11 protein-coding genes are annotated in these 12548 nt (G+C 70.3%); 7 read left to right on the top strand and 4 right to left on the bottom strand.

Annotated elements, in window-relative coordinates:
• Positions 1-6: 6 nt before the first annotated feature.
• The 3 genes from ABVB68_RS26370 (at position 7) to ABVB68_RS26360 (ending at position 1874) form a co-directional block, all read left to right on the top strand.
• Entirely contained in the window at positions 7-855 is an 849-nt protein-coding gene (locus ABVB68_RS26370; RefSeq protein WP_353603620.1) for a helix-turn-helix domain-containing protein, read from the top strand.
• Positions 856-1012: 157 nt separating this feature from the next.
• On the top strand, positions 1013-1435 hold the full coding sequence (locus tag ABVB68_RS26365; protein WP_353603619.1) for an ATP-binding protein: 423 nt from the start codon (positions 1013-1015) through the stop codon (positions 1433-1435).
• Between the two features lie 115 nt (positions 1436-1550).
• Positions 1551-1874 carry a hypothetical protein gene (locus ABVB68_RS26360; protein WP_353603618.1) on the top strand — a complete coding sequence of 108 codons (324 nt, stop codon included), beginning with the start codon at positions 1551-1553 and terminating at the stop codon, positions 1872-1874.
• 74 nt (positions 1875-1948) lie between these two features.
• Here the strand turns inward: ABVB68_RS26360 and ABVB68_RS26355 are convergent, their stop codons facing one another.
• From ABVB68_RS26355 to ABVB68_RS26340, 3 genes are all read right to left on the bottom strand, one after another.
• Complete coding sequence (locus tag ABVB68_RS26355) at positions 1949-2332, bottom strand: hypothetical protein (RefSeq protein ID WP_353603617.1); 384 nt, start codon at positions 2330-2332, stop codon at positions 1949-1951.
• A gap of 228 nt (positions 2333-2560) precedes the next feature.
• Positions 2561-3624, bottom strand: a protein-coding gene (locus ABVB68_RS37005) for an IS630 family transposase (RefSeq protein WP_503006249.1) whose coding sequence is annotated in 2 segments (ribosomal slippage) — positions 2561-3178 and positions 3181-3624 — 1062 coding nt in all. Because the reading frame shifts where the segments join, the coding sequence is not laid out codon by codon here.
• A 570-nt stretch (positions 3625-4194) separates the two neighbouring features.
• Complete coding sequence (locus ABVB68_RS26340) at positions 4195-5250, bottom strand: LacI family DNA-binding transcriptional regulator (RefSeq protein WP_353603615.1); 1056 nt, start codon at positions 5248-5250, stop codon at positions 4195-4197.
• Positions 5251-6104: 854 nt separating this feature from the next.
• On the opposite strand from ABVB68_RS26340, the gene ABVB68_RS26335 reads away from it, so the two are divergent.
• The 4 genes from ABVB68_RS26335 (at position 6105) to ABVB68_RS26320 (ending at position 10948) form a co-directional block, all read left to right on the top strand.
• The gene (locus tag ABVB68_RS26335; protein ID WP_353603614.1) at positions 6105-7433 is read left to right on the top strand and encodes an ABC transporter substrate-binding protein; all 1329 of its coding nucleotides are present in this window, start codon (positions 6105-6107) and stop codon (positions 7431-7433) included.
• Positions 7430-8455, top strand: a complete 1026-nt coding sequence (locus ABVB68_RS26330; protein WP_353603613.1) for a carbohydrate ABC transporter permease — start codon at positions 7430-7432, stop codon at positions 8453-8455. Before ABVB68_RS26335 ends, ABVB68_RS26330 begins: the two co-directional genes overlap by 4 nt.
• Positions 8452-9339, top strand: a complete 888-nt coding sequence (locus ABVB68_RS26325) for a carbohydrate ABC transporter permease (RefSeq protein WP_353603612.1) — start codon at positions 8452-8454, stop codon at positions 9337-9339. The genes ABVB68_RS26330 and ABVB68_RS26325 overlap by 4 nt, the downstream gene beginning before the upstream one ends.
• A gap of 178 nt (positions 9340-9517) precedes the next feature.
• Complete coding sequence (locus tag ABVB68_RS26320) at positions 9518-10948, top strand: GH1 family beta-glucosidase (protein ID WP_353603611.1); 1431 nt, start codon at positions 9518-9520, stop codon at positions 10946-10948.
• Between the two features lie 69 nt (positions 10949-11017).
• Here ABVB68_RS26320 and ABVB68_RS26315 read toward each other — a convergent pair whose 3' ends face one another.
• Positions 11018-12478 (bottom strand): glycoside hydrolase family 18 protein, encoded by a 1461-nt coding sequence (locus ABVB68_RS26315; protein ID WP_353603610.1) that lies wholly within the window; start codon positions 12476-12478, stop codon positions 11018-11020.
• Between the last annotated feature and the right edge of the window lie 70 nt (positions 12479-12548).

Genomic DNA, 12548 nt, shown 5'->3' with positions numbered 1-12548 from the left:
CGAGGAATGACCGAGTCACCGACAGCCGCCGTTCAAGCTGCTCGCCGCCAGCTCGCCACTCGCCTGCGGGAGATCCGCACCGAAGCGGGGCTGACAGCCACGGAGCTTGCGCGGCGGCTGGACTGGTACCCCTCGAAGGTCTCACGCATCGAGCACGCCCGGACCCCACCGGCGATAGCGGACATCAAGGCCTGGTGCGTGGCGTGCGAGGCCAACCACGCCGTGGACGACCTGGTGGCCTCCGCCCAGTCCGCCGACTCCATGTATATGGAATGGCGCCGCCTTCAGCGCACCGGACTGCGGCACCTCCAGGAGTCCCGCGTCGAGCTGTACGAGCGCACGAGCTTGTTCCGCGTGTACTGCTCCACCGTCATTCCCGGCCTGCTCCAGACGCCTGCCTACGCCACTGCTCTGCTGGAGTCGATCGCCCGCTTCCACAACACCCCGAACGACGTCGCGGAGGCTGTGGAAGCCCGGATGAGGCGGTCCCGGGTTCTGTACACAGCGGGGAACCGCTTCTCGATTCTGGTGGAGGAGTCCGTCCTCCGGTACCGCATCGGCGACGCCGAGACGATGGCCGGCCAACTGGGCTACCTGCTCACTCTGATGTCCTTGCCGTCCGTCAGCCTCGGAGTCATCCCCTTCGCCGGACGGCATCCGGTATGGCCTCTGGAGACGTTCAACATCTTTGACGACAGCAGGGTGCACGTGGAACTGCTGTCGGCGGCGGTGAAGATCACGGCCCCGAGCGAGGTGGAACAGTACGTCAAAGCCTGTAAGACCCTCAGCCGTTCGGCCGTCTACGGCGGCGCGGCCCGTGAGCTGATCGCTGGGGCGATCGCCCATCTCGGTTAAGGCGCGTAGAAAACCGTAGAAACTGCTTGAGGTCCGTCTGACGCCTTTCCTACGGTCGCAGCAACCGACTTGCTCCCGGGGAATCGCATCGCCCCCACCGATTCGCGGCGTGAAGTCGGCGGCCCATCCCGATCGTTCGACGGCGAACGAGGTCCAGATGATCCTGCCAGCGAAGCCCCACCCCACCGGCCATTCCGGATACTCAGAGTCCCTTCCAGGCCTGGAGGAGAGCGCCCAGGTCGCCCGCAAGCTCGTACGAACGGCCCTGGGTGCGTGGCGTCTGGAAGAGCTGACCGACACCGCGATACTGCTCGTCACCGAACTCGTGGCCAACGCGGTCACGCACACGAACAGCCGCGTGATCCGGGTCGTCGTCTCCCGGCCGAGCGAGCGGTTCGTACGGATCGGCGTGGTCGACAAGGCCCGCGTCCTGCCCGAGATGGTCAAGCCGAGCGAGGACCTGCTCACCGGTGGCCGAGGGCTCCTCCTGGTCGATGCCCTCGCTGAGCGCTGGGGCACCGACATGCATCGGTGGGGCAAGCAGGTGTGGGCCGAACTGGTCTGTGAGCCGGCGCGGTGAGCGACGAGTACGAGAAGGCGTACAAAGCCCTCTACGACCACGTCCTGAAGTGCCCAGGCTGCCCGGAGGACTGTGCCGAGGGAGCCGCCCTGCGTCGGGCTCTGAGGGAGGCGCGGTGACGCTCTGCATCAGCGGTGACCACGACTTCCCGTTCGAGGACGAGACGGGGGCCTACTGCGAAGAGGACGGCGTGACCCTGCTGTGGACCCCTCCCGAGTTCTCCTGGGACGAGTTGCGCGCAGAGCCCTGCCGCCTGCGCAGCAGCGCCTTCCCCTGGTTGAGCGAGTTGGCCGACGAAGAGCAGGCGTACGAGTTCCTGGACGAGGTGATCCAGGCCGCCCATGACGCCGGAACCCATACCACCTTTCTCCACGCGCTCGATGTCCTCGTGGGCCAGTACGCGCCTACCGCCACGCTCCCTCACGGGGTCATGTCCTGACGGCTCCCCCGGCCATGAGACGAGAACCGCCCCGGCTCTCCTTCGGAAGGGTCGGGGCGCTTCGCTGTGCTGCCTCAGTCGTCCAGCTCGACTGATTCCACATCGCCGCCCTGAACTGTCACGGCCCTGAACCAACGACCGCTCTCGGTATCAAAGTGGAGGCCTTCATCGTCCCACTGCCTCTCATCCTCTTCGACATCCGAGTGGGTGGTCTCGTCGGCCTCCAGGCGGGTGAAGTGGACATCGCCCTCCCGTTGCCAGCGGTACGACCAGTCGATCTCGCTCGTGATCGCCTTGATGCTGTCGGACGGCAGCACCCTCGTCGCTTCGCTGATCGCCGCCCGGGTGGCCGCCTCGTAAGCCGCACGGGCGCGCGTGTAGTGGACCGTCGACCCGTCTGTCTGAAGGTCGAAGTCGATGGTGATCGTCAGGTGCTTCGGTGCAGGCCTCTTAGCCACGACTACCCCCCTGGTGTCGTTGTGGGCCCTCAGTATCGACTGGCACCACGGCGGACTGTGGGCGATCTCGGAAACCCCCTCCTAAGGTGTCGATGACAGGACCAGAGCCGCCGAGCGATCGCCCTCGCGGTGGTGTGGACGCGGCCACACGCGTGGCCACACGGCCGACATCTAACGCCATCTTGAGAACGCCCAATGCAACCTACTGACCTTGAATGCGTGATGTCGTCATGCTGGTTGGTGCCGGAGGCCGGTGCCGGTGAGGCAGCCGTCGAGGACGTCGGGGCGGTATTGAAGCTGGCGCAGGCCGCGTCGGACGGCGGTGATCAGGTCGTCCGGATCGGCGAAGGCACGGTTGGCTGTGGTGGTGCGCCGCAGGACGGACCAAATGCCTTCGACCGGGTTGAGGTCGGGTGAGTAGGGCGGCAGCTGGAAGACGGTGAGCCAGTCGCGTTCGGCGATGTAGCGGCGCATCCCGGCGGTGAGGTGGGTGTTCAGGTTGTCCCAGACCAGCACGATCGGGCCGCCGAGCTGCTGGTGCGCGGTCTGGATCAGGTCGCGGTAGTCCTTCCAGGAGAAGCTCTTGCGCCCGTCGGGCCGGGCGTCCGGGCAGGGTCGGTAGATCAGCCGGGAGGGTTCGCCGGCCTTGCAGCAGGCAAGGGCTGCCACCGATAAGCGGCGGCGGGAACGGCCCCGCACGCGGATCACCGGTATGTGGCCGCGGCGGGACCAGGTGCGGGTGGTCGGCGGCGTCATCCAGAATCCGGCCTCGTCCTCGAAGACGAGCCAGGCGTCGAGCGCCGCCACGGTCCTTCCACGCTCGGCCAGGTCTCCTTCACCCAGCCGGCCACCGCGGTCTCGTCCCGCTCAATCGCACGCCGGGCGGGGACCTGGCAGCTCCAGCCGTGCCGCTTGAGCAGGGCGGCCACCCCTTGCACTGTGTAGCTCTTGTGGAAGCGGCGCCCGATCAGCGTTTTGATGCGTGACAGGGTCCAGGTCTGGTCCGGCCAGCCGTGTGCCACCGGTCCTCTCTCCAGTTCCCGTTCCAGCACGGCGAACAGTTCGTCACTGAGCAGCGGGAGCGATGCCGGGCCCTTGGACGCCAGAGCTGCGGTCCCATTCTGTGACCAGGCCCTGCGCCACCGCTGCACTGACCGGACACTGACCCGCAGATCGTGAGCGATGACCGGGTTCTCGTCGCCCCGGGCGAACCGCTCGGCCGCCTCCAACCTCAACTTCTCACGGAAGGCTCGCCGTTCGCCGGTCAGCCCGCCCCCTTGCGCGTACCTCATGCCATCGGCATACCGCAGGGATCAAGAACCGTCAGCCCCGCCGACACCACGCTTTAAAGGTCAGTAGGTGTCCGCTTTTGGGGATAGCGCCAGATCAACCTTCTGCAAAAGATTGGGTTCAAGTCCCGTCACTCACCCTGTGTGATCAGTTGGTGACTCCATCGAGAGACGGGGCACCGGCTGATCTGCTTTCCGCGACACCGCAGCGCCGGACCCCGCTCCCCGCGGCGTGGCCTCCCGCCGCGAGCGGGAGAGAAGGCCAGAGCGGCCCATCGCCGCGAAGCCCCCGGTCACGGCGATCGCATCGGTCACGGGAAGCGCAGGGATCACGGCGGGCGCACCGAGCACGCGAGGGCAACGGTTACCGCAGGGCGCAGGCATCACGGCCAGCGCACCGCTCACGCGAGGCACCGGTCACCGCAGGGCACACCGCTCACGACGGGCGCCGGTCACGACGGGCGCACCGCAAGGGGTGAGGGCGTCCGTGAAAGGGTGCGGCGAGGACATGCCGTCGGTCGGCGGTGCCGCGCCGGACCCGCCGCCTCCGCGGTCCCCGGGGCGGCCGTCCGTTCACGACGACGCCCGGGTCACCAGTTCCGTCGGCAGGACGGCGTGCCGCCGCTCCAGGTCCCGGGCCGCGGCCGGGCGGCGGTCGGCCACCTCCGCGAGGAGCAGGTCGATCATGGCCCGGCCCATCCCCTCGATGGGCTGGCGGACGCTGGTGAGCGGCGGGTCCATGTGGCGGGCGATCGCGGAGTCGTCGTAGCCGACCAGCGCGACGTCGTCCGGGATGCGGCGGCCGGCCTCGCGCAGCACCTGCCGGGCACCGGCCGCCGTCACGTCCGAGCCGGCGAAGACCGCGTCCAGATCCGGGCGCCGCTCCAGCAGGGCCGCCATCGCCCGGCGGCCGCCGTTCTCGGTGAAGTCCCCGCGCTCGACCAGGAGTTCATCGGCCGGATGGCCCGCGTCACGCAGGGCGTCGCGGTAGCCGTCGACACGGCACTGGGCGCCGTAGACGTCCAGCCGGCCGGTGATGTGCGCGATCCGGCGGCGGCCGCGGGCCAGCAGGTGCTCCACCGCCGAGCGGGCGCCACCGTAGTTGTCCGAGTCGACCGAGGTGAGCGCCTCGGCGGCCGAGCGCGGGCCGCTGATCACGGCCGGGATCTCCAACTGGGCCAGCAGGTCGGGCAGCGGATCGTCGGCGTGGACGGAGACCAGCAGCACACCGTCCACCCGGTGGGCCGCCAGATACTGCGCGAGACGCCGGCGCTCGCGGTCGCTGCCCGCGAAGATCAGCAGCAACTGCATCTCGGTCTCGGCGAGTCCGGCGCCGACACCGCGCAGCATGTCCGAGAAGTACGGCTCGGCGAAGAACCGGGCCTCCGGCTCGGGGACGACGAGCGCGACGGCGTCGGTACGGTTGGCCGCCAGGGCGCGGGCGGCGGTGTTGGGCACATAACCGAGTTCGGCGACCGCGGCCTCGACCGCGGCGCGGGTCGCGTCGCTGACCCGGGGCGAACCGTTGATCACCCGTGACACCGTGCCCCGTCCCACCCCGGCCCGGGCGGCGACCTCTTCGAGCGTGGGCCTGCCCCCGCTCCGGCCCCGCCCCGCGTGGCTTGCCATGGGCTCCGCCTCTCTCGACCGTCTCCTGGTGCTGGCCTGGAATGTAACAGCCTCGTCCGGCACGGTGACCGCTCCGGGGGACGCCCCGGACACGCCGGAAAGCCGCCACGAGACGATCTTCGGGCGCCGAGGGCCCCGCTCCCGAACCCGTCCCACACCGCCCCGCTCGACCACTCGGCCCGGCCGCCGCCAGCACCACGCACGACCACCCGGCCCGGCCGCCGCCAGCACCACGCACGACCACCCGACCCGGCCGCCGCCGGCACCACGCACGACCACCCGACCCGGCCGCCGCCGGCACCACGCACGACCACCCGACCCGGCGGCGCCACGCGCCACGCGCCACCCCGCACGACCACCCGACCCGGCCGCCCCCGGCACCACGCACCCACCCGACCCGGCCGCCCGACACCACGCGCCCACCCGACCCGGCCGCCTCCGACACCACGCGCCACCCCGCACGCCCACCCGCCCCCCGGCGCCACGCACCACGCACCACGCACCACGCACCACGCACCACGCGCGAGGCTCGCTCCTCCAGCCGCCCGCGGCCGCCGCGAAGTTCCTCCCTCCGCGCCCCACCGGAGGGACTTTTCCGCCAGACTTGGCGCACGACTCCCGGAAGCCGGGCGTCCACTTAACGTCTCGACAACTGAACACAGTTGGCCGCGTCCGGTCCCTTGACACCCCGCGCCGAACCGACGAATCTTCAACACATCATCTGTGGGAGCGCTCCCACAGCACCTGGCACCTACACATCCCGCACGTTCCCCGCCCGAGCCGCAGCGAGCACGACGGGCCTTGTTCCATGCAGTTGGCCGGGGGGTCGGCACGTCAGGCAACAGGAGGACGCAATGCGCACGAGCATCCGCGGGCCGCGCAGACTGGGGGCCCTCGTGGCCGTCGCCGCGCTGACCACAGGGCTGCTGGCCGGCTGCGCCGACGACTCGGGCGACGGCTCGGCGAACGCCGGTGACGGCAACGGCGGCGGCAAGGGCAAGATCACGCTGACGGTGGGCACCTTCGGCGTCTTCGGCTACAAGCAGTCCGGTCTCTACGACGAGTACATGAAGCTCCACCCGAACGTCACCATCAGGGAGAACGTCACCACACGCACGGACGTCTACTGGCCGAAGGTGCTGACCCGCCTCCAGGCCGGTTCCGGCACCGACGACGTTCAGGCCATCGAGGTCGGCAACATCACCGAGGCCGTGCAGACGCAGGCGAACAAGTTCGTCGACCTCGGCAAGGACGCCGACAAGTCGCAGTGGCTGGACTGGAAGCTCGCGCAGGCGACCACCAAGGACGGCAGGACGATCGGGCTCGGCACCGACATCGGGCCGATGGCGATCTGCTACCGCAAGGACCTGTTCCAGAAGGCCGGACTGGAGACCGACCGGACCAAGCTCGCCGCGCAGTGGAAGGGCGACTGGGCCAAGTACGTCGAAGTGGGCAAGCAGTACATGAAGAAGGCGCCGCGGGGCACCAAGTTCGTGGACTCGGCCTCCTCCGTCTACAACGCGGCCGTGGGCGGCGCGAGCGAGCGGTACTACGACAAGGACGGCAACGTCGTCTGGGACAAGTCCGAGGGTGTGAAAAAGGCCTGGGACGCCGCCATGAGCGTGGCGACCAGCGACATGTCGGCGAAGCTGAAGCAGTTCGACCCGACCTGGGACCAGGGCTACGCCAAGGGCACCTTCGCCACCGTCGCCTGCCCGGCCTGGATGATCGGCTACATCGAGCAGAAGTCCGGTGACTCGGGCAAGGGGAAGTGGGACGTGGCGGCGGCGCCGGCGGCGTCCAACTGGGGCGGCTCCTTCCTCGGCGTGCCGACGGCGAGCAAGCACCAGAAGGAGGCCGTCGAGCTGGCCAAGTGGCTGACCGCGCCCGCGCAGCAGGAGAAGGTCTTCGCCAAGCAGGCGAGCTTCCCGTCCACCCCCTCGGCGTACCCGAACCTGAAGCCGGCCGCCGACACCACCGCCTACTTCTCCGGCGCCCCGATCACGCAGATCTTCTCCGACGCGGCGAAGGTCATCCCCGCGCAGCCTCTCGGCCCCAAGGACAAGCCGATCGACAACGCGATCAGTGACGTCGGCATCCTCCAGGTCGAGCAGAAGGGCAAGTCCCCGGCGCAGGGCTGGGACGCGGCCACCAAGGAGATCAAGGACGTGCTCGGCCAGTGACCAGCTCCGAAGAGGCTCTCGCGCACCCCGCGTCGAGCGCCGAGGCCGCGCCCGGCATCCCGCCGGGCGCGGCCCGGAGCGCTCGGGGTCGCGGTGCGCCGGCGGGTGCCGAGTCCTGGCGCAGCCGGCTGTACCGCTGGGACACGAAGGCGTCGCCGTACGCGTTCATCGCCCCCTTCTTCGTCCTGTTCGGGGCCTTCACCCTGGTCCCGCTGCTCTACACGGCCTGGTACTCGCTGCACAACGTCCAGCTGTCGACGCTGGACCACCAGACCTGGGCGGGCCTGGACAACTACAAGAACCTGTTCTCCTCGGACTTCTTCTGGAACGCCCTGGAGAACACCTTCAGCATCGGTCTGATCTCGACCGTGCCGCAGCTGCTCGCGGCGATCGGGCTCGCCCACCTGCTGAACTACCGGCTGCGGGGCTCCACCGCGTGGCGCGTGGTGATGCTGACCCCGTACGCCACCTCGGTCGCGGCCGCCACCCTGGTGTTCACGCTGCTGTACTCGTGGGACGGCGGCATGGTCAACTGGGTCCTGCACTTCTTCGGGGTGGACCCGGTCAACTGGCGTGAGTCCGACTGGGGTTCGCAGTTCGCCGTGTCGTCCATCGTGATCTGGCGCTGGACCGGCTACAACGCGCTGATCTACCTGGCCGCGATGCAGGCGATCCCGGCGGACCTGTACGAGTCGGCGGCGCTCGACGGCGCGAACCGCTGGCAGCAGTTCCGGCACGTGACGGTCCCGCAGCTGCGGCCGACGATCCTCTTCACGATCGTCGTCTCGACCATCGGAGCCACCCAGCTCTTCGGCGAGCCACTGCTGTTCGGCGGGGTCAGCGGGTCCAAGGGCGGCTCCGAGCACCAGTACCAGACGCTCGGTCTGTACATGTACGACCAGGGCTGGATCATCGGCAACCTCGGCAAGGCGTCCGCGATCGCCTGGTCGATGTTCCTGATCCTGCTGCTCGTCGCCGCGGTCAATCTGCTGTTCACCCGACGGTTGAGGAAGTCCGCATGACCACCAGTGAACTGACGCTGCCCCGGGCGGCCCGCAAGGAACGCCGGCGGGTGATGGGCGCGGGCAAGCAACTGCACGCCGGCCCGCTGACGTACCTCGTGCTGACCGTGTTCGCGCTGGTCTCGCTGGCCCCGCTGGTGTGGACGGCGATCGCGGCCTCGCGCACGGACCGGCGGCTGGCCCAGGACCCGCCGCCGCTGTGGTTCGGCGGAAACCTGTTCAAGAACCTCGGGGCCGCCTGGGACCAGGCCGGGCTCGGCACCGCGATGTTCAACTCGGTGCTCGTCGCCGGGGCGATCACGGTCAGCACGGTGCTGTTCTCCACGCTGGCCGGCTTCGCCTTCGCCAAACTGCGGTTCCGCTTCTCCGGCCTGCTGTTGCTGCTGACCGTCGGCACGATGATGATCCCGCCGCAACTGGCCGTCGTACCGCTGTACTTGTGGATGTCGAACCTCGGCTGGTCCAACCAGCTGCAGACGGTGGTCCTGCCGAGCCTGGTGACCGCGTTCGGTACGTTCTTCATGCGGCAGTACCTGGTGCAGGCGCTGCCGACGGAGCTGATCGAGGCGGCCCGGGTGGACGGCGCGAGCAGTCTGCGGGTGGTGTGGCACGTGGTGTTCCCGGCGGCGCGGCCCGCGATGGCGGTGCTCGGCCTGCTGACGTTCGTGTTCGCCTGGAACGACTTCCTGTGGCCGATCATCGCCCTGAACCAGCAGAACCCGACCGTGCAGGTGGCCCTGAACGCGCTGGGCACCGGCTATGTCCCCGACCAGGCCGTCATCATGGCGGGCGCGCTGCTCGGCACGCTGCCGCTGCTGATCGCCTTCCTGCTGTTCGGCAAGCAGATCGTGGGCGGGATCATGCAGGGCGCGGTCAAGGGCTGACGTGTCCCTTCCCCGGGGGCCGGGCCACCGCCGAGCGCCGGCCCGGCTCCCCTCCCTGCGCCGAGCGGGCTCCGCCGAGCGGGCCCCTCCACCCTCCAGGGCGGCCCCTCCCCTCCTTCGGGGCGGCCCTCCCCGTCACCCGCCGGTCTCTCCTTCGACCTCCATTGGGAGCGCTTCCATGCCTGAACCCGTTTCCTCCGTGACCTTTCCCGCGGCCTTCCTCTGGGGTGCGGCGACCTCGGCGTACCAGATCGAGGGGGCGGCGCGGGAGGACGGCCGCACCCCCTCGATCTGGGACACCTTCAGCCATACCCCGGGCCGGACGGCGGGCGGCGAGACCGGTGACATCGCGGTCGACCACTACCACCGCTACCGCGACGACGTGGCGCTGATGGCGGACCTGGGCCTGAACGCCTACCGCTTCTCCGTCTCCTGGTCGCGGGTGCAGCCGACCGGCCGGGGCCCCGCGGTCCAGCGGGGTCTGGACTTCTACCGCCGTCTGGTGGACGAGCTGCTGGCCCGCGGGATCAAGCCGGCGCTCACCCTCTACCACTGGGACCTGCCGCAGGAGCTGGAGGACGCGGGCGGCTGGCCGGAGCGGGACACCGCGTTCCGGTTCGCCGAGTACGCGCGGCTGGTCGGCGAGGCGCTGGGTGACCGGGTGGAGAACTGGATCACCCTGAACGAGCCCTGGTGCAGCGCCTTCCTGGGGTACGGCTCCGGGGTGCACGCGCCCGGCCGCACCGACCCGGCGGCCGCCCTGCGCGCGGCCCACCACCTCAACCTGGCGCACGGGCTGGGCGCTTCGGCGCTGCGTTCGGTGATGCCGGCCCGCAACCAGATCGCGATCAGCCTCAACTCCTCGGTGGTCCGGCCGCTCTCCCAGGAGCCGGCCGACCTGGCGGCGGCCCGGCGGATCGACGACCTGGCCAACGGGGTCTTCCATGGCCCGATCCTGCACGGTGCGTACCCGCGGACGCTGCTCGAGGCCACCGCGTCGGTCACCGACTGGTCGTACGTCCTCGACGGTGACGTCCGCACGATCAACGCGCCGCTGGACGCCCTCGGCCTGAACTACTACACCCCGGCCCTGGTCTCCGCCGCGACCGGCGAGGGCGGCGGCTCGGGGGCGGACGGCCACGGTGCCAGCGCCCACTCCCCCTGGCCGGCCGCCGACGACGTGCTGTTCCACCAGACGCCCGGCGAACGCACGGAGATGGGCTGGACGATCGACCCGACGGGCCTGTACGACCTGCTGATGCGCTACACGCGCGAGGCCCCCGGACTGCCCCTGTACGTCACCGAGAACGGCGCGGCCTACGACGACAAGCCCGACGCCGACGGCCGCGTGCACGACCCCGAGCGCATCGCCTACCTGCGCGGCCACCTGTCGGAGGTGCGCCGCGCCCTCACCGACGGGGCCGACGTCCGCGGCTACTACCTGTGGTCGCTGATGGACAACTTCGAGTGGGCGTACGGCTACGGCAAGCGGTTCGGCGCGGTGTACGTGGACTACACGACGCTGGAGCGCACCCCGAAGTCGAGCGCGCACTGGTACGCGCGGGCGGCCCGGACGGGGGCGCTGCCGCCGCTCGAGCCGGTGGTCTGACCGGGCCGAAAGGGGCGCGGCCCTCCCCCCGGAGTGCCGCGCCCCCGCTCGGGCGACCCGTGGGCCGGGTCAGTCGAACGCCGCGAACGCCTTCGAGAAGGCGAACGCGGACTGGGTGATGGAGCTGCAGGTCGCGTCGGCGGTGGGCTTGGTGCCGCCGGCGCACTGCTTGTCGCGGGTCGCGGACCACATGGAGAGCCCGCCGAGGCCCTTGGACTTGGCGAAGTCCACCAGCTGGCCGGCATCGTCGACCTTGAAGACCTCGGAGGAGACGTCGTTGACGCCGATCATCGGGGTGACCGCGACCGACTTCCAGGCGGCGCTGTCGGACAGCCCCAGTACGCCCTTGATCTGGGCCTGGGTGGCGGTCGCCGCCTGCTCGGCGTAGGTGCCCATGTCGCCGCTGTAGGAGGGGCCGTAGTCCATCGCCATGATGTTGACGGTGCCGATCCGCACACCGTTGGACTTGGCGTCGGACAGGAGGTTCACGCCGTCCTGGGTGAGGCCCTCGGGCATCACCGGGAGGGTGAAGGAGACGTCCAGGCCCGGGTGCGAGGCCTGGAGCTTGGCGATGGCCTGCGCGCGGCGGGTGTTGGCGGCCGTGTTCGGCAGTGCGCCGCCCTCGACGTCGAAGTCCACCTTGGTGAGCTTGAACGCGTCGACCGCCTTGCCGTAGGCCGCCGCCAGCGCGTCGGCGGAGGAGCAGGTGGTGGCCAGCTCGGAGCCGGAGGCACCGCCGAAGGAGACCCGGACGTCGCCGCCCTTGGCGCGCAGCGCGCCGATCTGGCCGGCCACGCCGTCGCCGGTCAGGTCCGTCACGCCACCCCACTTGGGGGTGCAGCCGCCGCCGTCGGTGAGGAAGGCGAGGGTGTAGTTCTTCACGCCGGTCGCGTCGGCGGTGCCGAGGAGGTCGAAGGCCGGGTAGAGGGAGGTGTCGACGTAGGGGGCGAAGCGGGCGGAGGAGGTGGTGCCGCTGCCGGTGCTGCCCGTGGGGGTCGGGGTGGCGCTCTGGCTGGGGGTGGCCGGCCCGGTGGGGGTGGCCGACCCGGTGGGGGCGGGGGCCTGGGTCTCGGTGGGGCGGCCGCTGGGCTCGGGGGTCGCCCCGTCGTCCGGGGAACACCGCTGGTCGTCGATGCGACAGCCCGTCGGGACGCCGGCGCCGTCGACCACGAAGCCGATGGTCACCGACTTCCCCGGGGCGAGGCCGGCGGTGTCCCACTTCGCGGGCCTGACGGTGACGTGCCGGCCGCTGACGGACGACTCGCCGTTCCAGAGGGAGGAGAGCTTGGCTCCGGCGGGGAGGTCGAACTCCAGCGTCCAGGTCTTCCCGGCCTGACCGCTGTTGTTGGTGACGACGTACTGGCCGGTGTAGCCCGTGGACCAGTCGCTGGTCCTGGTGAACGCGGCGTCGACACCGGCCGCGTTCGCGGTACCGGTGAGCAGGACCGCACCGCCGCCGGCCACGGCCGCGGCCACCAGGCCGCCTATCGCCTTGTTTCTGCCACTGATCCTGCGCCGGTGCGTGCTCATGTGCCTGCCTTCGCTGTACACGGGGGTGGGGTGCGGCAGCACGCTAGCGATCGGGAAAGGGACAAACCTC

Source organism: Streptomyces sp. NPDC096012 (genome assembly GCF_040426375.1).
Classification (GTDB): domain Bacteria; phylum Actinomycetota; class Actinomycetes; order Streptomycetales; family Streptomycetaceae; genus Streptomyces.
Note: the sequence above shows the minus strand (reverse complement) of the source record. Positions and strands in the feature narration are given on the sequence as shown.

Excerpts from the sequence above, each read along its gene's own strand:
- ABVB68_RS26370 (WP_353603620.1), top strand. The coding sequence starts at position 7 with ATGACCGAGTCACCGACAGCCGCCGTTCAAGCTGCTCGCCGCCAGCTC.
- ABVB68_RS26365 (WP_353603619.1), top strand. The coding sequence starts at position 1,013 with ATGATCCTGCCAGCGAAGCCCCACCCCACCGGCCATTCCGGATACTCA.
- ABVB68_RS26340 (WP_353603615.1), bottom strand. The coding sequence starts at position 5,250 with ATGGCAAGCCACGCGGGGCGGGGCCGGAGCGGGGGCAGGCCCACGCTC.
- ABVB68_RS26335 (WP_353603614.1), top strand. The coding sequence starts at position 6,105 with ATGCGCACGAGCATCCGCGGGCCGCGCAGACTGGGGGCCCTCGTGGCC.
- ABVB68_RS26325 (WP_353603612.1), top strand. The coding sequence starts at position 8,452 with ATGACCACCAGTGAACTGACGCTGCCCCGGGCGGCCCGCAAGGAACGC.
- ABVB68_RS26320 (WP_353603611.1), top strand. The coding sequence starts at position 9,518 with ATGCCTGAACCCGTTTCCTCCGTGACCTTTCCCGCGGCCTTCCTCTGG.
- ABVB68_RS26315 (WP_353603610.1), bottom strand. The coding sequence starts at position 12,478 with ATGAGCACGCACCGGCGCAGGATCAGTGGCAGAAACAAGGCGATAGGC.